Source organism: Fictibacillus arsenicus, from assembly GCF_001642935.1.
Taxonomy (GTDB): Bacteria; Bacillota; Bacilli; order Bacillales; family Fictibacillaceae; genus Fictibacillus; species Fictibacillus arsenicus_B.
On the sequence record NZ_CP016761.1, the window covers coordinates 1,373,365 to 1,394,444 of the forward strand.

Genomic DNA, 21,080 nt, shown 5'->3' on the forward strand with positions numbered 1-21,080 from the left:
AGTTGAAAATGAGAGGAATCTTACGAAAGAGCTCATTATTTGACGAAAACTAATGTGTTTAAAATAGTTTCTTTTTTGAATAAAAGTGGTATTAAAAGAAGTACAAGGTTTAAATGTTATTGAAAGGTGGAAATCAGTATGAAATACAAAGTTAAGGACTGGCTCCGGTTAACGCCGCGTGAGAGATACCTGCTTTTGTTCGCTGTTTCCCAACTCCAGAAAAAGCTCCGAGCAGGTTAAAAGAACCAAATAAAATATTTTTAAGGCGTTTTCATTGCCACAACTCCCCCTTGTTTGGTTACAATAAGAGTAGATAAAGAACAGGGAGGAACACAGAATGGCTGACCTCAATACTTGGTTTGAAAAAGGCATGACTCGCTATGCATATATAAATGCTATGAATACACACAAAGAGAACCTGCTTTCGATCTATAATGCATTCGTACTTCCAGATCCGATGAAAGACGCGTTGCAAGGCATGCAAAAAAGCCGGTTAAGAGCTATTGTGATCACCGAAGACTGGTGCGGTGATGCGATGCTGAATCTCCCTGTTTTTATGCGGATGGCGGATGAAGCGCTCATTGACGTCCGTTTTATTCAGCGTGACAAAAATTCAGAACTGATGGATCGATACCTTACAAATAAAGCAAAGTCTATTCCGATCATTATTTTTATAGATGAAAAGGGAAAGGAGATTGTGAAATGGGGACCGCGCGCTCCGAAATTGCAGCAGCTTGTTGAGGAACGTAAGAAGAAGCTTCCTGCTAAAGACGATCCGCGCTATGAAAAAGCATTCAAGCTTTTTGCAGACAAAATTTCAACTCTTTTCACGACAGACCACGCCTTATGGGAAGAAGTCAGTCTTGATATCATAAAAAAATTATTAACTAAAGTAAATGTCAACAGCCTGTAACTGGGCTGTTTTTTGTCGTTCAGGAAGATTTATGCGCGCTCCGGGAGATTTTTGCTCGTCCAGAGAATATAATACGCACAATAGTAGATTTAATAAGGTTTCTTATTGTAGAATGCAACAAGCGATTCTATTTTTTGTATGAGGTGTAACATGAAAAAAGCGAACGTAATTATTTTGGCAGGATTTTTAGGAAGCGGAAAAACAACCTTGCTTAAGCAGCTGCTTCAGCGGGAAAAGGAACGAAATCACAAAACAGCTGTCCTCATGAACGAACTTGGACAAGTTTCAATTGATTCCGATGCGGTCCCGGGAGATATCCCGTTAAAAGAATTGCTTAATGGCTGTATCTGCTGCTCATTGTCCGATCAGCTTGAAAAGCAGCTTTGGGGACTTTGTAAAGAAAATGAACTCGACACTTTAATCATTGAAGCAACAGGTGCTGCTCATCCGATTGATGTGCTGGATGCTTGTTTGTCACCATACCTGCTTGATGAACTGCATGTATCTGGAATCATTTCGGTCATGGATGCACCAAGGTGGCTTGACCGGGGTACGATGAGTGTACAGGCAAAAATGCTGATGCTGGAACAAATAAAGCATGCGGACTTCATCATATGGAACAAGACTGGTGCTTTGTCAGATGAACAGAAGCAATCAATAAAAGAAGACGCGAAACGCTTGAATGAAGGGACTCCATACGTACTGACTGATTATGCGAAAACAGACATTGATCAGCTGTTCGCACTCTCTGTAAAAGACAGAAAAGAGCATCAAAAAGTTACAGCAGACAAACTAAAGGTGAAAACGTGGATGTATTCATTCACAGGTACTGTCAAAAAAGAAGCCTTTGAAAACTGGCTGCGTGAAGCACCATCTTCCATATACCGGATCAAAGGCTACATTAAGCTTGAAGACGGAAAAATCTATCTTTTTCAATACTCTTACGGGTTGCCAATTTACGAAAAAGAGCTGATGAAAATGCCGTTAAGATTAGTGTTTATCGGTGAGGATTTGGATACGGAAAAATTAGCAGAAGGATTAAAACAGATAGAGCAATAATAACAATGACGCTTTGGTAAATTACTCGAGCGTCTTTTTAATTAAAACAATAATCTCTGTTCATAAAGTCTTCCTTTTCAACCATTTCCGCTACCCCGGGAACTGTATCCGAGACTTCAATATAACTTCCAATAATCTTATTTTCTCCAGATAAGATCACTGCCTCTAAATTTCTAGTATCGCATTTTTGTTCTAATCTATATCGGTGTCTCGTTATTTTAGTTTTTTCAAGTCCGGTAAAATCAACTCCAGCTAAAGAAAAGGTTTCCAACGGCTCAGGATAGTCAGGTATCGTAAACGGTTCTTTCTTAGGGTAATAAAAAGACAGATCCCAGCCTTTTTCTTCAATAAAAGCTCTATGGCTGTCAGGAATCAGCTGTTGAAAAGTGAGTTTCATAATGAGCAAGACAAGGAAAAAAGTCAGAATGAAAAAGCCAATTGCATATCGTAACTTTTTCAACAAAAAACCTCCTTTTTTTCACTCCAATTCCAATGATTTTATGTTAGTCTAATATTATCATAATTTTCCAATTATTAGATGAGGTGATTTCTTTTGCAAACAAAAGTGATAACAGATGATCATCGTAAAATTCATAAAGAAATTTATGGAGAAAAGCCAGGTCCGGTTCGCATTCAAAGAATACCTAAACTGAAATATGTGGCACAAGAGATGAATACTAAGTATCGTATGGATTGGGCTGGGCGGCCCGAACCTGTTGATCAACAATGGATTGTCTGGAAGATCGTCAATCAGCTTAAACACATAACGAAAACAAGGATAGATTATAAGTTTAAGTTGATGCCTCACGAAATTATTTGGCATGAAAAGAATAATAATCTAGCGAGAACCACACAGTTGATGCAGGTTCCTGATTGCATTACAGATGAGATGTTTGAAGAAGCACAAAGAAATGCCGCTAAGAACTTAAAGGAGCAGATCCCAGAAACAAAGCTTATTACTGCTGAGCCGGTGTTGTGTGCACAAAAGTTACATATCGGTCATTATCGTGAATCAAATGCAACTCTATTAGAAGTCATTCAGTTCGCAGAGGATCAAGGATATCAAATAAAAGAGAGTCATCGAGAAATTTACCTGACACCTGCAATGAAATGTCATGATCCATCTACTTGGAAAACAATCGTGAGTGTGGAGTTAGAATAACAATTAGGAGAACCATATGAGCGCAGATAAAGTAAAATTCAAACTGGAATTGGAAGAAGAGAATAAGAGTTTAAGTTTTGTATTAATTCTTATATTTCTTGGTTTAATTCTTAGTTCACTCATTCTATTTTTTGTTGGGAGGGATGATCAGAGAGAATTGGATGCACAGGGGATTGCTTCACAATGGGCAGAAGCTGAACTTCAATCCAATGTATCTATGAAATATCTCCTATTATCTGAAAGCGCAAGAATAAAATATGTGGATGAAGTTCCCGATGAAAAAAACAAAAAGATTGTGGAAAGCGAATTTGAAGAGTTAGATGTGTTTCGCTGGAAAAAGAAAAAGGGGGAGTATATTTTTAAATTTCATTATTATAAATTAAAATCCTGCCCTGAGTGCCAAAAAGATGTTTGGGTCAGAGTTAAAGCGGAGGAAGGTGAATGGGTAATACCTGAGAGCCATTTTTCCGAAGTCCAGGCAGACTCACTCATAAGAAACCTTGAAGCAGAGCAGATTCCAACATCCTCAGAACAAGAAGAGGAAATGGAAAATAAGAAATCTATATTTGAAAAAATACTTAACCTCTAAATTTATTTAATGGAAGGCTTTTTTCGTAAACATTGTTGCTATTAGTAGATGTTGATTTCCGCTCCAGGACGCCCGCTTATCCCGCAGGAGTCTCGCACCTTGCTCTCCAATCAACTAGTCAAAGAAGCCTACTCAACAAAAAATGTTCAAAAGCAACAATCTTTTAAGAAAATGAGCCTAATGGAAAAAGTAAAGTAAATAAAAAAAGAGGCTGACTTAAAAGTAAAACTTTTAAAGGTCATGCCTCTTTTTATTTAACCTTTTAGATAACGTCCATTATTACAAGATGGTAGGTTATCGAATAATACTCGATAAGATAGCTGAAATACGAAGGTAATTATTTATTTTTTATTTTGTAAAAAATAAAAAATTCGGGGTGCCAAAAGTAAGTTTACCTTACTTTTGGGACAGCCCCTTTCCCTAAATAGAAACTTTCATAAATTTACTAACGTCTTCGAATCCCATTTTTTCATACAGTTTAATAGCTGTGTGATTGAAGGAATACACATTTAGTCTTACATCGCTATAGCCGTTCTTTTTGAATTCTTTAAATGCTTCTTCAATTAAAAGCTTCGAGTATCCCTTTCCTCTGTATGGGGATTTTACATACAAATCGTTGATCCAGCCGACTTCATCACCTGTTAAATAGTCAAAAGCCTTATCAATTTGAACCCAGCCCAACAAGGTATCCCCATCCATTAAACAAACAAAATAAGCATTGTATTTTGCAGAATGTTCGTAGGCTTCAATCATTCTTTCTCTATTGTCCTCAGCATTGCAGTTTGTCGCTTCTTTACGATTCACACCAGCTAATTCATAAATCTCTTCGATCTCAACCTCTGACGCTTTTTTGAATTCTAACCCCATACGTTCATCCCCTAATTGTTAACTTTTCTCTTTACTTTTTTGATGTTAACATAAATTTCCTGAAAAGTATTTATTCCAGCAGTCCTTTAAGATCTTTATAAATATAATCCGGTTTAATACCTAGTTCATCAATTTCATGCCCAGCTCGATTGATCCATGCTGTTTTAAACCCAAAAGATGAAGCGCCTGTAATATCCCAGAAGTTAGAGCTCATAAATAAGACTTCATGGGGTTCAACACCAAGCGTTTCAAGAGCATGCTTATAAGCAGCTGGAGCGGGCTTATACTGTTTTACATCATCAACTGATAAAACGTTCAGGAGGTGATTTAGTTCTCTTTTTTCAATAAGAGGATTCAGCATTTCATAGGTGCCGTTTGAAAAGATGATCTGTTTTTTATTTTGATTTTGCAAGTTCTCCAATGTGGCATGAACCTCTTCATACACTTCAAGTTCTAAGTAGGATTGCATCAAAGAATTGAGTGCATCTTCATTAATTTGAAGAGAAAGATTTTTTAAGGTATACAAAAGAGCGTTTCTCGTAACTTCAGAAAATGGTTTGTAATTGCCTGTCAGCTGATGAATCATAAAATACTCAACCTGTTTTTTGCGCCACAGTTCACTGATTTTTTTGCCGAATCCATTAAATTCAGACTCGGCTTTTACTGAAACGGAATACACATCAAAAAGAGTTCCGTAAGCGTCATATACATAAGCTTTTATTGTCATATAAACACCGCCTTTTAAGTAAAGAGTACCCTTAAATGATATGTCTCAAATTCATAAAAAATATTTTTAGTGTTCCAGGTAGAATTTCCAGCAATACGGGAATAGATAATTTATGAGGTGATAAATATGAAAATGCAATTGTACTTGTTATTCGGTTTTGTTTTTGCGCTGATTATTGCAACTTTTGCTGTTATTAATGTTGGTGATGTAGAGATCAATTATCTATTTGGAACAGCTAATTGGCCGCTTATTCTTGTTATTTTGGGATCAGCAGTTTTTGGAGGTCTTTCTGTTGGATTATTCGGCTTGATCAAAGTAATTCAGCTGCAAAGACAAGTGAAAAAGCTGCATCAGATTCACAACGAAAAGGAATCGTGGAAAGCAGAAGAAAGAAGAGAAACAGTTTCTGATACAGTTACTCCAACGCAAGAAATTCCACATGAAAAAGCAGAAGATAAATAATTTAAGAAACCCTGAAGAAGTTATGAAATTTCTTCAGGGTTTCTTTTCTATTTTTGATTTTATTAAATTGAATCTTAAACAACAGCTTTTTTAATCCACTTTCTTTCTTGATTTAATATGAAATCCAATGAAATATTATTAAATTCTTTAGCTTTTTCTATGTTACAAACGTGTCCACAGTGATCGATGATATGAAGAACGGAATTTTGTTCGTTTTCTACATGTGCATTTATACCTTTGATGAACATATGGTCTTCACTTCCAGAAATATATATCTTATTAATTTGATTTGTTTCCTGGTTTAATTTTTTGTAAATGATATTGGAATCCATAGCAAGGTTAGACCACTTAATGAACTGTTGTTTGGTACCGAGTTTCTTTGCATGTCGGATAAAAATATCTCGAGAACGTTTGTGATTCCCTTTAGGCAAAACCAAGTAAGTAAAGATTTTATATAACGTCATATAAGGAAGTAACCCTCGAATAAACTTTAAATTTGCAAACTTAGCTAAAAGATAACCGTATGTTTCCCATTTAGCTACTCCTCCACCTACGACCATTGATTTTATTCTCTCTGGTGCTTTTAATGCAAGGTGCTGTAAGATAATGCTCCCTAAAGATACTCCTATAAAATGAGCTGATTTAATATGGAGATCATTTAATATTTTGATGGTTTTCTCAGATGTGACCTTTAATAAATTTTCGTGGTCTTCCACAGGCTTTGATTCACCATGTCCAGGGAAGTCAACTAACAATAGATTAAAATGTTCTTTGAAAATATCAATCTGCTTATAAAATATGTTGTGGTTTCCGCCTAACCCGTGCAAAAATACAACCCAATCAACATTTTTATTCTTGTAATATGTTATATATCTCAATTCTTTACCTTCTCTCTAATACCTCGCTTAAAACCTTGGTTATAAAACTTTTTCTTATTTTAGCATACTAAGCTGTTCAGCGTTATTCTTTAACAGATTCTATATTTTTTGAAAATTTATACTTGAAAGCGAATTCAATTAAGGTTAAGATAGACAACAAATCATATCCGAAACGTTTTGGAGGATGAAAAGTGGCAACGATTAGGGATGTAGCAAAAAAAGCGGGAGTATCTGTTACAACGGTTTCAAGAGCATTGAACGGATATTCTGACGTAAATGAAAAAACAAGAGAACGAATTAAAGCAATCGCAAAAGAATTAAAATACAGTCCAAACCTATTGGCAAGAAGCCTCGTGATGAAGAAGACAAAAACGATCGGTTTGCTCGTTTCAGGTTTGAGGATTGAAGGAAGCAAAGACAATTTCACCTATGAGGTTCTTTGCGGAGTAAATGATTGTGCTGGAGAGCTTGGCTATGAGTTAGTGCTCATCAGTACAGACTCTAAAAAACAGCAGGAAAAGACATACAATCAGCTTGTTCAAGAGCGTAAAGTCGAAGGAATTATTCTGCAAGGAATTAAAACGGATGATCCCTATCTAGAAGAAGTTCTGAAAAGTGATATCCCATGCATTCTCATTGATATCCCGATGGAGAGCGATTCAGTTGGATATGTCACAACCGATAATAGAGACGGTGCGAAATCAGCTGTCACACACCTATTGAACCTTGGGCATAAGCATATTGGGATGATCAACGGACACAGCCAAGCTTTTGTCAGCCAAGAACGGCTAGAAGGATATCAGGAGGCACTTCAGGAGAAAGGCATTCCGTTCAACCATTTATATGTTGCGGATGGTGCTTTTTTAGAAGAAAAAGCAGAGAGCGAAACGGGAATGCTGCTCGACAAACATCCTGAGATAACAGCATTGTTTTGTGCGAGTGATCTGATGGCGATGGGGGCGATAAGAGCTGCTAAAAAAATGGGACGAAATCTTCCAGAAGACTTATCGATCGTTGGTTTTGACAATATCATTTTGTCAGCCTATTCTACACCGTCACTTACTACGATTGGGCAAGATCGCTATCAATTAGGATATGAGGCAACAAAGCTTTTAACAGATATGCTCGAAGGAAACAAAGGCAGCAAAAGAAAAGTGCTGAACACAACTTTTATAAAAAGAGAATCAACTTCTGAAAACCACAATTAGTGGTTTTTAAAATACAGGTTACCGAAAACGTTTTGGGAAACTTTTGTAATCTACAAATTAAGATGAAGCAGGGGGAAATTAACCGTGAACTACCGTGTAATTAAAGAGAACGATTTATTTTTTTTAACAGATGACAAAGGAAATATACCAAAAGAAAACAGCTACGGTCTGGGGTTGTATACAAAGGATACAAGATTTCTAAATAAGTTTGATATCAAAATAAACGGCCAGGATCCCATTCTTCTTTCTTCTTCTGCGGATGAGAACTATATGGCGAAAATTTTGCTCACAAATCCTCACATGGAAGAGGACGGTGAACTGATCCTTTGGAGAGAATCGGTAGAGATTGAAAGAAAACGCTTAATCTATGGTGGTGTACTCTATGAAACACTTCAGCTGAAAAACTATTACCCTAAACCAGTAGAGTTTGAGATCAGCGTGCATGTAGATGTTGATTTTGCGGACATGTTCATCGTAAGAGGCTTTCAATCAGGTGATGTTGGCGAGCGTACTGGCGAAGAAGCAACGGATAAATCACTGCACTATTTTTATAGAGGAGCAGATGACGTTAAAAGAGCTGCCAAGATCCAATGGGATAGGGATGCTGTAGCTGTAAAAAAAGAGGGTGAAGTAGTTTTTAAGTTTCATTTGAGCCATGGTGAAGCGCAATCTGTTACGTTTACCGTTTCTCCTGAGATCGCCGGGGAGTCTGGGACAGTAATCGAGCCTGATACAGCGCTTGAAAAATTAAAACAATCCTATGAAAAATGGGAATCCAAAACAACAAGCATTGAAACGGATTACAAACCGCTTCAAAGATTAGTAGATCGGGGTATACAAGATTTGCGTGTACTTTTGACTGATATTGGACATGGGCAGTTTCCTGTAGCGGGACTCCCGTGGTTTGGAGTTCCGTTTGGCAGAGACAGTTTAATAGCGGCGCTTCAAATGCTAGCTTTCAATCCTGAAATTGCAAAAGGCACACTCTTAACGATGGCATCTCAGCAGGGGACAAAGGTGGACCCGTGGCGAGATGAACAGCCAGGCAAAATCATGCATGAGATTCGTTACGGTGAACTTGCAGCAACCAATCAGATTCCTTTTACCCCTTATTATGGAACGATTGACGCAACACCGCTCTTCTTAGTTCTTTTATCAGAATATACGAAGTGGACAGGGGATCTTTCACTAGCAGAGAAACTTCTGCCGAACGTGGAAGCTGCTTTAATGTGGATCGACGAGTACGGGGACCGCGATGGTGATGGGTTTGTCGAGTATCATCAGGAATCCAGCAAAGGCATCGCGAACCAGGGCTGGAAGGACTCGGGTGATTCGATTGTTCATCGAAACGGGGACTATGCTGAAACACCGATCGCACTTTCTGAAGTTCAGGGATATGTGTATCAGGCAAAGCAAGGAATAGCAGCGATTTTTGAAGCTCAAGGGAAAATGGAGGAAGCGGCAAAGCTCCGAGATCAGGCTGAACAGTTAAAGAAAAAATACGATGAAAAGTTTTGGATGGAAGATCAACAGTTCCATGCCATCGCATTAGATAAGGAAAAAAAGCAAGTAGGAACGTTAACAACTAATCCGGGACATGTTCTTTTTGCCGAGATGTTAGAAGAAGACAAAGCGGATGCTGTGATTGAAAAGTTAGTATCACCAGCTTTTTTCTCAGGGTATGGCATCAGAACAATGGCAGAAGGAGAAGCAGGATACAACCCGATGAGCTATCATGACGGCAGCATCTGGCCGCATGATAACAGCATGATATTGCTGGGGATGAGCAAACTTAGCCGTCAGTCAGCAGCCAGCACAGTCATCAATGGATTGATCGAAGCGGCAGATCACTTTGAATATGACCGCTTGCCTGAACTGTTCTGCGGCTACGGTTCTGAGGTTGGGCGTGCCGTGAAGTATCCTGTTGCATGTTCGCCGCAGGCATGGGCAGCAGGGACGCCGCTTGTCTTTATCCAGACGATTCTCGGACTTTTTCCTGATAGTTTAAACAAAGTGATTACATTGTCTCCTAAGCTATTAGAAAATATGAACCAATTATCGGTTAAGAAAATAAAGATCGGTGGAGGATACCTTTCTATAAATGTGCAGCGTGAAGGAGAAGAAACGGTTGTCACTGTAGACGAAAACACAACGGGTTACGAAGTCGTTCAAAAGGAACAAACCTCTTGAAGAAGGGAGTAAACGCAATGAGACCTAAAAAATGGTTGTCATCCCTAGGAATATCATCATTGCTGCTGGCTTCAGTGTTATCGGGCTGCAGCAGCAACGACGCTAGCAAATCTGACAAAACAGAGATCGTCTTAAGCGGGTGGGGCGGTAATCCAGTCGAAAAGAAACTGTTGAATGAAGTGCTTGCTGATTTTGAAAAAGAACACCCTGACATTGATGTGAAGCTGAATACGATCAACGATCAATATATGGATGTGCTGAAAACACGGCTGATCGGAGGAACAGCGGCTGATGTGTTTTACCTGGATGCATTCGAAGCTCCTGCATTGATCGAAACGGGCGCTATTGAACCTCTCAATAAATATGTAACTGATGAATTTAATGTCAATGACTTTGAAAAACCGATGATCGATGCGTTTAAGAGTGACGGTGAACTTTATGGACTTCCGAAAGATTATTCAACATTAGCTCTTTTTTATAATAAAAAAATGTTTAAAGAACATGGAATCGCGGGACCGCCAAAAACATGGGAAGAACTGGAGCAGATCGCGAAAAAACTGACGGATGCAGAAAAGCAAGTGTACGGTCTTGGTGTGATGCCGCAGATTGAGCGCATGTACTATTTGGCAGAATCACATGGCGGTGAAGTGATCACAGACGGGCGAGCAAGCTTTGCTGATGACAAAGTCGTTAAAGCGATTCAGCCGATCGTCGATATGCGTTTGAAAGATAAATCAGCGGCTACTCCATCTGAAGTTGGAGCGGGACAGTCTGCAGGAGAAATGTTTGGACGCGGGAAAGCCGCCATGGTGGTGGAAGGAAACTGGAACATCCCGTACATGGAAGAAACATTTCCAGATATCGACTATGGTACAGCGGAACTTCCAACCGTTAACGGGAAAAAAGGAACGATGTCATTCACTGTAGGCTACGCAATGAACTCTGAGTCAAAACATAAAAAAGAGTCTTGGGAGCTTATTGAATATCTGACAGGAAAAGAAGGAATGAAAAAGTGGACAAGCAAAGGGCTGGCATTGCCAACGAGAAAATCTGTCGCAGCCGAACTTGGCTTCGATCAGGACGAACTGCGCCGGCCATTGGTAAATGGAGCAAGCTATGCGACTGTATGGCAGGATGGGCCCTCTCTTCCGATCGTCATGAACAATTTTAACAACCAGTTTCTAAGTGCTTACCTTGGTGACCGTACGCTGAAGGAAGCGTTAGAAGATGCTGAAAAACAAGCGAACAGAGAAATAAAAGTTACCGAATAAGAGAGAAGTGAGGTGAAGAACGTGAAAATGTTTACGAGAAGAGAGAGAAAAGAAGCGGGGCAGGGCTATCTGTTCCTGCTTCCGGCACTTCTTATATTAGGTGTGTTTGTTATCGCTCCAATTCTATATGCAGTATTCTTATCTTTTCATAAAGTTGAGCTGCTTGGCGGTGCAAATTATGAATTTCGAGGATTGGATAACTTTTTAAAAGTAACCTTTGATGACCGGGCGATTATCGCTTTGAAAAATACCGCCATTTATGTAGCTGTCGTCGTACCTGCACAAACCTTTTTGGCGCTGGTGCTTGCTGCTTCCCTTAATGCAGGGCTTAAGGGGCAGAAGTTTTTCCGGGTCGTTTACTTCCTGCCGACCTTAACATCCTCAGCGGTACTAACCTTAATCTTTATGTGGATGTATAACCAAAATGGCTTGATCAACTATGTACTTAAGATCTTTCATCTTCCGACCTATAACTGGATCGGTGACCCTGATGTCGCGCTGATCGCTATCATGATCATGAACATCTGGGCAACTGCACCTTTCTTTATGGTCATCTATCTCGCGGCGTTGCAGGATATTCCCGATAGTCATTATGAAGCAGCCGAGCTGGACGGAGCAGGTGCGGTTCAAAAGTTTTGGCACATCACGGTCCCAAACCTGCGCCCTGTTACATCATTCGTTGTAATCATGGGGATCATCGGAACATTCCAGCTGTTTGATCAGTCGTACATTTTCTCCGGAGGATCGGGTGGACCGAACAACTCCACGCTGACCGTTGTTCTTTTAATCTATCAATATGCATTTAAGACACTTGGGACGATGGGTTACGCAACAGCGATCGCCTTCATGCTTGCGATCATCATTCTGGTGGCCACATTAGTGCAGCGCAAATTCTCGAAAGAAGAATCACTTTACTAAGGAGGAGATACCATGAAAAAACGATCGGCTGGAAGAAAAGCACTATATGTCATCTTGGTCGTTTACGCGATCATCACCGTCATTCCGTTTTTATGGGCGCTGTCTTCTTCCTTTAAAACACTAGGTGAGATCGTAAGCGGATCGATCAACTTTATACCGAAAGATTTTACACTGGACAACTATAAACAAATTTTCTCGAAAGAGCCGTTATTCGGCAGATGGCTGTTCAACAGTCTGTTCATCGCAACAGTTGGTACTCTGCTGAATCTACTGTTCAATTCAATGGCAGGATATGCACTCGCAAGGCTAAGCTTTCCGGGGAAAAAGAGCATATTCATCATTATCCTGGCGGTTTTGATGATTCCGTTTCAGGTCACGCTCATCCCGAACTTTCTGATTTTAAAAGAGCTGGGCTGGCTGAACTCCTATCAAGGAATGATCATACCCGGTGCGGTCAACGCAACGTTCATCTTTATGATGAGACAGTTCTTTGTGAACTTCCCGAAAGAAGTGGAGGAAGCAGCAGCGATCGATGGCCTCGGCCGCTTCGGTACGTTCTTCCGTATCGTGCTTCCGCTTGCGAAACCGGCCCTAGCCGCTCAAACGATATTTGTATTCATGGCGTTCTGGAACGACTTTATGAGGCCGCTCATCATTTTGTCCGACATGGATATGTTCACACTGCCGCTCGGATTGAACTCGTTTAAAGGACAGTTCATCTCATATTGGAACTACATCATGGCGGCATCGATGGTCTTTACACTTCCAATTATCGTTCTTTACGCTTTCTTTAACCGTTATTTTGTAAAAGGAATTAAGTTTACAGGAGATAAATAGAAATTCTGCTTAAGAACTGGCTTGGCAGGTGGTTGGAATACCTCTCGAGCCAGTTTTTTTGATGCCGTCTTATCGGAATCCCACGTTAAATGAATTTATTCCTGGCTTAATTTAAATAATCCCACGAAAAAAGGCAATAATCCCACGTTAAATTTAATATAACCACGAGCCGGCAATTCTCGACAAATCTTTAAAGGATTCAAGGAGTTTCATGTAGAATTTCACATGAAACTTATTTTACAGAACAGGTGAACATATGAAGAATCAACTAGAAAAATCTACAATCAAAAAAGCAGCGGAATTATATGGAGTAAACTCTAATAATTTAACAGCCATTTCTGAAGGATTTCAAAACAAAGTTTATAGCTTCACAAGGAACAATCATGATTACATCATGCGGGTTACATCTAAAGACAAAAGAACCTTTCAAATGCTCAATGAAGAGATCTCGTGGATTCAGTTTCTGAAAAAAAGCGGTGTACCTATTAGCCGTGCTGTTTCCTCGAAAAACAACCAGTTCGTTGAGGACATTCATGAATTTTTTATAACGGTTTTTGAAAAAGCACCTGGCGGACAGGTTCAAGTTCAGGATTCAAATCAATGGACCCCCCATTTTTTTCAGCGATGGGGAAAGTTGTTAGCAAAGGTTCATCATGCTGGAAAACAATATTCTGCCGGAAAATCTAATACCGATAGACCCTATTGGAGTCCAAATCATCCTTATAATCATGACCTATTTAAGAATCTGCCATCTGAATTCATACGGAAAAAGTATGTTGAATTGATTGAAAAAATCAAGGCGTATTCAATGGATAAGCGGCATTTCGGCTTAATACATAACGATTTTCATCAGGGAAACTTCTTTGTTGATAAAGACGAAATCACACTTTTTGACTTCGACGACTGTGCTTATTTTTACTTCGCTTATGATATCTCAACTGCGTTCTATCATGCGTATTGGCAGCACACATCTTTCAATTCAACGGAAGATGATTTTGCCGTGGAGTTCCTTACTCATTTTCTGAACGGGTACGCGGAGAGTAATGTTTTAACGAATGAAATAATCGACCAGCTACCAGACTTTCTTAAGCTTCGGGAGTTATTCCTTTATGTTCTTTTTCTAAAAGCTTGGAATATTGATAAACTGCAAGATTGGCAGGAACACACGATTAATAATCTAAAAACTAACATTGAAAACAACAAAATTTATGCAGATTTAGATATGGGTTTGCTGACCAAAATTAAAAACAACATTCAAAAACCACTCTAAAAATAAAGAGTGGTTTTACCGTCTTTTATATGTTAACCAAAATATATTATTAGTTGACGCAAATTAAAACCTCCGCTATTCTAATAGCATAAACAGTTCATACATATGGAGGTTCATTCAAATGACAGCAAGAAGAAATGGGTTAAAAACAATCGATATTACGCTGATTGGAATGTTTGTGGCATTGATGGCTATCGGGGCTAACATAACAACGATCTTTCCGTTCATGGTTGTTGGCGGAGTGCCGATTACACTGCAGACGTTCTTCTGTATTCTTGCAGGAGCATTATTAGGAAGCCGCTTAGGTGCGATTGCGATGAGCGTCTACCTATTAGTTGGTTTAGTCGGAGCACCGGTCTTCGCACAGTTTAAAGGTGGTTTTGCAACCGTAGTAAGTCCGACTTTCGGTTTCCTATTATCTTTTATTCTAGTAGCCTATGTAACAGGCTTGATCATTGAAAAGAATGGCAGCAAAGCGTCCTATGTAATCGCAACACTCATCGGAACGGCGATCAACTACGTGGTTGGAACAAACCTCATGTTCATGGCATATAAGATGTGGGCTGCGGCTCCTGAAGGATTCACTTACTCTATGGCTTGGGGATGGATGATGGTTCCGCTTCCGAAAGATATTATTCTAGCAGTCTGTGCAGGGTTGATCGCTCCCCGCATTAACATCGCACGAAAAAAGACAATGGGACATCAAACAAAACACGCATCATAAAAGGGAGGACACAACATGATTTGGAAACTATTAGCGGAAAAGGTTCTAGAAGGTCAAGAGATTACGAACGAAGAAGCACTTTCCATTTTAGAATGTCCAGACGAAGACTTGCTTTTGCTGCTTCACGGTGCTTATCAGATTCGAAAACACTATTATGGCAATCTCGTAAAATTGAACATGATCATCAATACCAAATCCGGTGCATGTCCAGAGAATTGTGGGTATTGCTCTCAATCAATCGTTTCAACGGCGCCGATTGAAACGTATAAGATGATGGATAAAGACGAGATGGTGAAAGGTGCACAAACGGCATATAACCTGAACGTCGGTACATATTGTATCGTTGCAAGCGGCCGTGGCCCAACAAATCGGGATGTTGATAAAGTAGTAGAAGCTGTAAAAGAAATTAAAGATACATATGGATTAAAAGTTTGTGCCTGCCTTGGAATCTTAAAGCCAGAGCAAGCTGCAAGGTTAAAAGAAGCTGGTGTGGACCGGTACAACCATAACTTAAATACTTCTGCTCGCAATCATGAAAACATCACAACATCACATACATACGACGATCGAGTGAACACCGTGAACGTTGTGAAAGACAGCGGAATCTCTCCGTGTTCCGGAGTGATCGTAGGAATGAAGGAAACGAAACAAGATGTGATCGATATGGCACGAAGCCTTAAAGTACTTGATGCGGATTCGATTCCGGTTAACTTTTTGCATGCGATTGATGGAACGCCGCTCGAAGGAACGGACGAACTGGATCCGCGTTATTGCTTAAAGGTACTGGCGTTATTCCGTTACATCAATCCAACTAAAGAGATCAGGATTTCAGGCGGACGTGAAGTAAATTTAAGAAGTCTTCAGCCGCTAGGACTATATGCTGCCAATTCAATCTTCGTTGGCGATTACCTCACGACAGCAGGACAAGAATCTACGGCAGACCACAAAATGCTGGTAGATATGGGATTTGAAATCGACAGAACGCCTGTAATAGCCCAATAAAATAGTAATTTGATTGAAAAGCCGCTCCAAGCCTTGTTAAAATAGAAACTATTCAATTGAAGACAAGTGGGAGTGGTTTTTTTGGAGAATTGGGAAAAATGGATGGGAAAAATAAATTGGGCTGAATTAATGCTCGAAGCAGGTTTATGGGCGGCAAAATTCTTATTGATTATCATCATGTTCATCATCATCAGATCAATCGGAAGACGAGTGATCAATCGCATGTTTGAAAGAGCGGCATCTCACCGTAAGATGTCTAGCGGACGAATCATCACGCTGCAAAAGCTCGTTGTGAACTTATTCTCGTATATTTTAATATTTGTTTTTGCAGGTATCGTGTTTAAACAGTTTGGACTTGAGATTGGTACACTGATTGCAGGAGCTGGTGTCGTTGGCCTTGCTATCGGATTCGGTGCTCAAGGCCTTGTTAGCGACGTTGTAACAGGATTCTTTATTTTGCTCGAGAAACAAATGGAAGTCGGCGACTACGTAACAATTGGCGGAGTTGATGGTATCGTTGAAGAAGTTGGACTGAGAACAACACATATCAGAGCGTTTGACGGTACACTTTCATATATGCCAAATCGTGAAATCAGTACGATACAAAACCATTCTCGCGGCAACATGCGCGCGTTGGTCGACATTGGTATCGCGTATGAAGAAAACATTGATCAAGCTGTAAAAGTACTGCAAGATGCATGTGACTCTGTGAAAGCGAACAATGAAAACATTGTGGAAGGTCCGAATGTACTTGGTGTTCAAGCACTAGGTTCATCTGATGTAGTAATCCGTATTATTTCTAAAACGAGAAATGGGGAACAGTGGGCAGTAGAACGTGAACTGCGCCAGGCTTTAAAAGAAGCGCTTGATGCAAACGGCATCGAAATACCATATCCTCATCAAGTGAATGTAGAAAAAGGTGCATAAAAAAAGCCGGAATCTCCCGGCTTTTTGTTTTATGGCTATTCTTACACGGAATTCTGCTTTATATTTTGTTCTGATAAATAATCGGTCAACGCTTGCAGCCTGTTTTTATTGACCATGATATATAGGATGTCATGTGGGAGAATATCAGTTTTGCCTGTGGGTGTAATGAGTTCATCACCGCGAATCATAGCACTCACAATTGACTCATTTGGCAATGTAATTTCTTCTAGAGTCTGTCCGATGATCTTCGCATTCTCCGGAACAAAGAATTCTACAATCTCCGCATTTGCTTTACCAATTGAAACAAGTTCCAGTACATGTGGAGAAGTAGGTTTCTCTTTTTCAGTGAGCTTTAGCTTTTGCGCGACCCATGGAATCGTTGAACCTTGAATAAGTGCAGAGGTCAGCACTACGAAGAACACAAGATTGAAAAAAAGCTGACTGTTCTCAACACCTTCAATTAATGGGAAGGTTGCAAGAACGATTGGTACCGCTCCTCTTAATCCTGACCAAGATAAAAATACCTTTTCTTTAAATGTAAAAGGAGAAAAATAAGTACTAAAGAAAACACCGATCGGCCTTGCGATCAGGATTAGGATAAGTGAAATAATCATACCTTTCACGATAATTCCGATGTGGAATAATTCACTCGGAAATACAAGAAGCCCAAGTATCGCAAACATTAATATTTGCATCATCCAGGCAAACCCTTCATTAAAGCGCACGATCGAGTTTTTATACGTCAGATGGTTGTTGCCCATCAATACAGCAGCTACATACACCGCAAGCAGTCCGCTCGCACCGGCAAGCATCGTCACGCCATAGGAAAGGATAGCGAATGAGAGGGCGAATACTGGATAAAGACCGCTTGATTCAAGCTGTATCCGGTTAATTGCATAAACTGCTAATTTACCAAAAAGGTAACCAAATACAATCCCCATACCCATCTGCCAAAAGAAGGAGAAGATCAGGCTGAAGATCGAACTTGTCTCTTTGGTTAACAATTCGATGAACGTAATCGTAAGAAAAACCGCCATTGGATCATTTGAACCTGATTCCGCTTCTAATGTTGAGGCAAGTTTGTCTTTTACATTTTTGCCTGTTAACACTGAGAATACAGCTGCAGCATCTGTAGAACCTACGATTGATCCGAAAAGAAAAGCTTCCAGCCAAGTTACATCGAGTAAAAATTTCACGGCAGCTGCAACAACCGCCGTTGTAAGAAATACACCGATCGTAGCGAGCGAGAGAGATGGGTACAAGATGGGTTTAACATTCGTCCATTTTGTTTGCAATCCACCTTCAAATAAAATAATGATAAGTGCGATAACGCCAACCAGCTGGGTTAGATGTGGATCATCAAAATAAATAAAGTTAAGTCCATCGCTTCCTGCAAGCATTCCGATTCCTATAAAAAGTACGAGGGCAGGTACTCCGAATCTTGATGAGAACTTTGTGGTAATAACACCTAATAGTAAAAGAAACGCTAATAATAAAATAAAATAATCTACATTAAGGCCGTCTTCGAACATCTCAGCTCTCCTTTTTAATTGATTTTTCAAGGCTGTTTTGAAAGAAGTTGATTTCCGTTCCAGATGCTCGCTTTCCGGGGGGGGGGCGTACGGTGAGCCTCCTCTGCACTTTGCGCCGTTAGGAGTCTCACATCTTGCACTCCAATCAACTTATCAATGTAGCAAAAGAATTAATTAAATGATCATAAGTAACTCATTTTGAATAAAGCCTTTATCAAACATGCCTATACAGTATTGACGACAAATATTGTCTAGAAACAATTGACAATTTATACAAAAGAGGGTAATGTTGACCAATAAACAAAAGAGGATAATGCATCACCTTACAAGTTTTAGAACATAAACTATTGTTGTAAAGTTTTTTCTCCTTCATTTGCGGGTAAGGTTAGTTGAAGAGATTTTCAGGAGGGATTGAACGTGTCAGCGGACCATCAAAAAAGAGAGAATTTAATTGCTGATCTATTGCTACATAACATATATAAAACAAAAGATGGACGTCATCTATACGAGCTTTCTTTGCAGGATCTTGAACAACAATTTAAGGATTTATTATCACCGCCTGCACAAGAAAAACCACTTAATAATATATGAGAGATAGATTTTAAAAGGGGCTGTCCCAAAAGTAAGGTAAACTTACTTTTGGCAGCCCTAATTTTTTATTTTTACAAAATAAAAAATAAAAAGATACCCGAATTCCATCGTTCATATTAGGGTTTTTAGATAACTTACCATCTTAGATTAAGGACGTATCGAGAAAGGTTTGAATCAGAATCGATCTGACCTCAAGTTTTTTATGCTTTTGAGTAACCTCCTTTTTTTTTTGAATTGAAACAATGGTTAAAACCGCCGAACAGAATCTTTGTATCCCATACAAATGTACGGACACAAATGATAAAAGTTTCAAACAAAAAAAAGACTCCCAGCTTAAATTGGAAGTCTTCTGTCATTAAAGCTGCTTATTTTCTTCTGATTTTTCTCCCCATACTTCGGTGTTTTTAAGACCGATACTGGATGGATAGAATACAGGATTCTTGCCTTCTTTTTTCTGCTTCATATAATCACCTAGTGCATCAAACGCAATTTTTCCTAATAAGGAGATTGCAATAAGGTTGATGATCGCCATTAACCCCATGAACAAGTCAGCTAAGCTCCAAACGAAGTCAAGTGAAGCGATTGCACCGAAACCTACCATCGCTACAACAGCAATTCTATATAAGAATAACCACATTTTGTTCTGACTGATGAATTCAATATTAGATTCACCGTAATAGTAGTTACCAACTACAGAACTGAAAGCAAACAAGAGAACAATTATAGCCAGGAACGGGCCGCCCCAGGATCCAAGCAGGTTGGTCAAGGCTTGCTGAGTAAGGATAATACCGTCTGCCTCTTTAGATGTATACATACCAGAAAGAAGAATAATGAATGCTGTAGATGAACAAATCAATAATGTGTCTACGAAAACACCAAGTGATTGAATCAATCCTTGTTTTACAGGGTGACTGACATCAGCAGTTGCAGCAGCGTTTGGCGCACTACCCATACCAGCTTCATTAGAGAAAAGTCCGCGTTTGATACCGTTCATCATCGCAGCACCAAGTGCTCCTCCAGCTACTTCTTCTAATCCGAATGCACTTTTAAAGATTAAGCTGAACACTCCTGGAAGTTCTCCGATATTCGTAATCATTAAAAATAGAGCAATCAGAATGTAAAGCCCAGCCATGATCGGTACGATGATTTCAGAGACTTTTGCAATTCTCTTAATACCGCCGAAGATAATTACAGCTGTAACAACAGCAAGGAAAATACTTACATAGACAGGCTTAATATCAAAAGACTGTCCAAATGCGCTTGCGATCGTGTTTGACTGAACAGAGTTAAACGCAAGTCCGAACGTAATCGAAATTAATACTGCGAAAATGACACCCATCCAGCGTGCATTTAAAGCTTTATCCATGTAATAGGCAGGACCGCCTCGGAAAGCGACTCCATCACGTACTTTATAGATCTGAGCTAAAGTGCTTTCAACGAAAGCAGATGCAGAACCAATCAATGCGATCAGCCACATCCAAAAAACCGCTCCAGGTCCACCAGCTGTAATAGCAAGTGCTACTCCGGCTAAGTTACCGGTACCAACACGAGACGCTGTACTGATACAGAATGCCTGGAAGGACGATACACCTTTCTTATCAGCAGCTGCTCCTTCACCTAATAAACGAATCATTTCACCAATCATCCGGAACTGAACAAATTTTGTTCGAACCGTGAAATAAAGACCTAATCCGATTAACATGACAATCAGGATATAAGACCATAAATACGTGTTAACATCACCAATAAAATTGTTAAGCAAATCCATTTAAATACACCTCAATTCGTCTAATGTCTCTCTCAGCTGTACACCGCTTTCAAATGTAGCAAAACCTCACATATTTTTCAATTAAAATTTTTTCATTACAAATATCTGCCAATAAAAATGTTCCCAAATCTATAAAAAAATAAACTGCAAATTCTTATGTGAATAGGACTAAATGAACCCTTTTT

Annotated in this window: 21 protein-coding genes; 15 read left to right on the plus strand and 6 right to left on the minus strand. The window is 39.5% G+C overall.

Features of this window, described 5'->3' with window-relative positions:
* The first annotated feature begins 337 nt into the window (after nt 1–337).
* Both ABE41_RS07295 and ABE41_RS07300 read left to right on the plus strand, forming a co-directional pair.
* Nucleotides 338–913 (plus strand): thioredoxin family protein, encoded by a 576-nt coding sequence (locus ABE41_RS07295; protein ID WP_066288202.1) that lies wholly within the window; start codon nt 338–340, stop codon nt 911–913.
* A gap of 150 nt (nt 914–1,063) precedes the next feature.
* Nucleotides 1,064–1,972 (plus strand): CobW family GTP-binding protein, encoded by a 909-nt coding sequence (locus ABE41_RS07300; protein WP_066288203.1) that lies wholly within the window; start codon nt 1,064–1,066, stop codon nt 1,970–1,972.
* Between the two features lie 37 nt (nt 1,973–2,009).
* Here the strand turns inward: ABE41_RS07300 and ABE41_RS07305 are convergent, their stop codons facing one another.
* Nucleotides 2,010–2,432: a DUF4830 domain-containing protein gene (locus ABE41_RS07305; protein ID WP_066288209.1), complete on the minus strand. Its 423-nt coding sequence runs from the start codon at nt 2,430–2,432 to the stop codon at nt 2,010–2,012.
* 93 nt (nt 2,433–2,525) lie between these two features.
* Here ABE41_RS07305 and ABE41_RS07310 point away from each other — a divergent pair, with 93 nt between their 5' ends.
* Both ABE41_RS07310 and ABE41_RS07315 read left to right on the plus strand, forming a co-directional pair.
* The gene (locus ABE41_RS07310) at nt 2,526–3,134 is read left to right on the plus strand and encodes a hypothetical protein (protein ID WP_066288215.1); all 609 of its coding nucleotides are present in this window, start codon (nt 2,526–2,528) and stop codon (nt 3,132–3,134) included.
* Between the two features lie 16 nt (nt 3,135–3,150).
* Nucleotides 3,151–3,723 (plus strand): hypothetical protein, encoded by a 573-nt coding sequence (locus tag ABE41_RS07315; RefSeq protein ID WP_066288218.1) that lies wholly within the window; start codon nt 3,151–3,153, stop codon nt 3,721–3,723.
* A gap of 420 nt (nt 3,724–4,143) precedes the next feature.
* Here ABE41_RS07315 and ABE41_RS07320 read toward each other — a convergent pair whose 3' ends face one another.
* Together ABE41_RS07320 and ABE41_RS07325 are read right to left on the minus strand one after the other, a co-directional pair.
* Nucleotides 4,144–4,590, minus strand: a complete 447-nt coding sequence (locus tag ABE41_RS07320; protein WP_066288220.1) for a GNAT family N-acetyltransferase — start codon at nt 4,588–4,590, stop codon at nt 4,144–4,146.
* Between the two features lie 70 nt (nt 4,591–4,660).
* The gene (locus ABE41_RS07325) at nt 4,661–5,317 is read right to left on the minus strand and encodes a haloacid dehalogenase type II (RefSeq protein ID WP_066288224.1); all 657 of its coding nucleotides are present in this window, start codon (nt 5,315–5,317) and stop codon (nt 4,661–4,663) included.
* A gap of 126 nt (nt 5,318–5,443) precedes the next feature.
* Here ABE41_RS07325 and ABE41_RS07330 point away from each other — a divergent pair, with 126 nt between their 5' ends.
* Nucleotides 5,444–5,779, plus strand: a complete 336-nt coding sequence (locus ABE41_RS07330) for a LapA family protein (protein WP_066288228.1) — start codon at nt 5,444–5,446, stop codon at nt 5,777–5,779.
* A gap of 74 nt (nt 5,780–5,853) precedes the next feature.
* Here ABE41_RS07330 and ABE41_RS07335 read toward each other — a convergent pair whose 3' ends face one another.
* Nucleotides 5,854–6,657, minus strand: coding sequence for an alpha/beta fold hydrolase (locus ABE41_RS07335; protein WP_066288230.1), 804 nt, complete (start codon nt 6,655–6,657; stop codon nt 5,854–5,856).
* A 191-nt stretch (nt 6,658–6,848) separates the two neighbouring features.
* Here ABE41_RS07335 and ABE41_RS07340 point away from each other — a divergent pair, with 191 nt between their 5' ends.
* The 9 genes from ABE41_RS07340 to ABE41_RS07380 all read left to right on the plus strand — a co-directional run bounded on the left by ABE41_RS07340 (nt 6,849) and on the right by ABE41_RS07380 (nt 17,004).
* Nucleotides 6,849–7,865 carry a LacI family DNA-binding transcriptional regulator gene (locus ABE41_RS07340; protein WP_066288233.1) on the plus strand — a complete coding sequence of 339 codons (1,017 nt, stop codon included), beginning with the start codon at nt 6,849–6,851 and terminating at the stop codon, nt 7,863–7,865.
* Nucleotides 7,866–7,949: 84 nt separating this feature from the next.
* Nucleotides 7,950–10,055, plus strand: coding sequence for an amylo-alpha-1,6-glucosidase (locus ABE41_RS07345; protein ID WP_066288239.1), 2,106 nt, complete (start codon nt 7,950–7,952; stop codon nt 10,053–10,055).
* 17 nt (nt 10,056–10,072) lie between these two features.
* A complete protein-coding gene (locus ABE41_RS07350; protein WP_066288241.1) occupies nt 10,073–11,326 on the plus strand; it encodes an ABC transporter substrate-binding protein in 1,254 nt (417 codons plus the stop codon).
* Nucleotides 11,327–11,353: 27 nt separating this feature from the next.
* Complete coding sequence (locus ABE41_RS07355; protein ID WP_066288242.1) at nt 11,354–12,244, plus strand: carbohydrate ABC transporter permease; 891 nt, start codon at nt 11,354–11,356, stop codon at nt 12,242–12,244.
* A 12-nt stretch (nt 12,245–12,256) separates the two neighbouring features.
* Nucleotides 12,257–13,081: a carbohydrate ABC transporter permease gene (locus tag ABE41_RS07360; protein WP_066288246.1), complete on the plus strand. Its 825-nt coding sequence runs from the start codon at nt 12,257–12,259 to the stop codon at nt 13,079–13,081.
* A gap of 256 nt (nt 13,082–13,337) precedes the next feature.
* Entirely contained in the window at nt 13,338–14,351 is a 1,014-nt protein-coding gene (locus tag ABE41_RS07365; RefSeq protein ID WP_066288247.1) for a phosphotransferase enzyme family protein, read from the plus strand.
* Between the two features lie 121 nt (nt 14,352–14,472).
* Complete coding sequence (locus ABE41_RS07370; protein WP_066288249.1) at nt 14,473–15,075, plus strand: biotin transporter BioY; 603 nt, start codon at nt 14,473–14,475, stop codon at nt 15,073–15,075.
* 15 nt (nt 15,076–15,090) lie between these two features.
* Nucleotides 15,091–16,077 (plus strand): biotin synthase BioB, encoded by a 987-nt coding sequence (bioB, locus tag ABE41_RS07375; protein ID WP_066288252.1) that lies wholly within the window; start codon nt 15,091–15,093, stop codon nt 16,075–16,077.
* Nucleotides 16,078–16,179: 102 nt separating this feature from the next.
* On the plus strand, nt 16,180–17,004 hold the full coding sequence (locus tag ABE41_RS07380) for a mechanosensitive ion channel family protein (protein ID WP_066294706.1): 825 nt from the start codon (nt 16,180–16,182) through the stop codon (nt 17,002–17,004).
* Between the two features lie 41 nt (nt 17,005–17,045).
* Here ABE41_RS07380 and ABE41_RS07385 read toward each other — a convergent pair whose 3' ends face one another.
* Nucleotides 17,046–18,536 (minus strand): potassium/proton antiporter, encoded by a 1,491-nt coding sequence (locus ABE41_RS07385; protein WP_066288256.1) that lies wholly within the window; start codon nt 18,534–18,536, stop codon nt 17,046–17,048.
* A 417-nt stretch (nt 18,537–18,953) separates the two neighbouring features.
* Between ABE41_RS07385 and ABE41_RS20600 the strand changes: the two genes are divergently transcribed.
* Nucleotides 18,954–19,127 carry a Fur-regulated basic protein FbpA gene (locus ABE41_RS20600; RefSeq protein ID WP_253805458.1) on the plus strand — a complete coding sequence of 58 codons (174 nt, stop codon included), beginning with the start codon at nt 18,954–18,956 and terminating at the stop codon, nt 19,125–19,127.
* A 355-nt stretch (nt 19,128–19,482) separates the two neighbouring features.
* Here the strand turns inward: ABE41_RS20600 and ABE41_RS07390 are convergent, their stop codons facing one another.
* Nucleotides 19,483–20,895 (minus strand): alanine/glycine:cation symporter family protein, encoded by a 1,413-nt coding sequence (locus ABE41_RS07390; RefSeq protein WP_066288258.1) that lies wholly within the window; start codon nt 20,893–20,895, stop codon nt 19,483–19,485.
* Between the last annotated feature and the right edge of the window lie 185 nt (nt 20,896–21,080).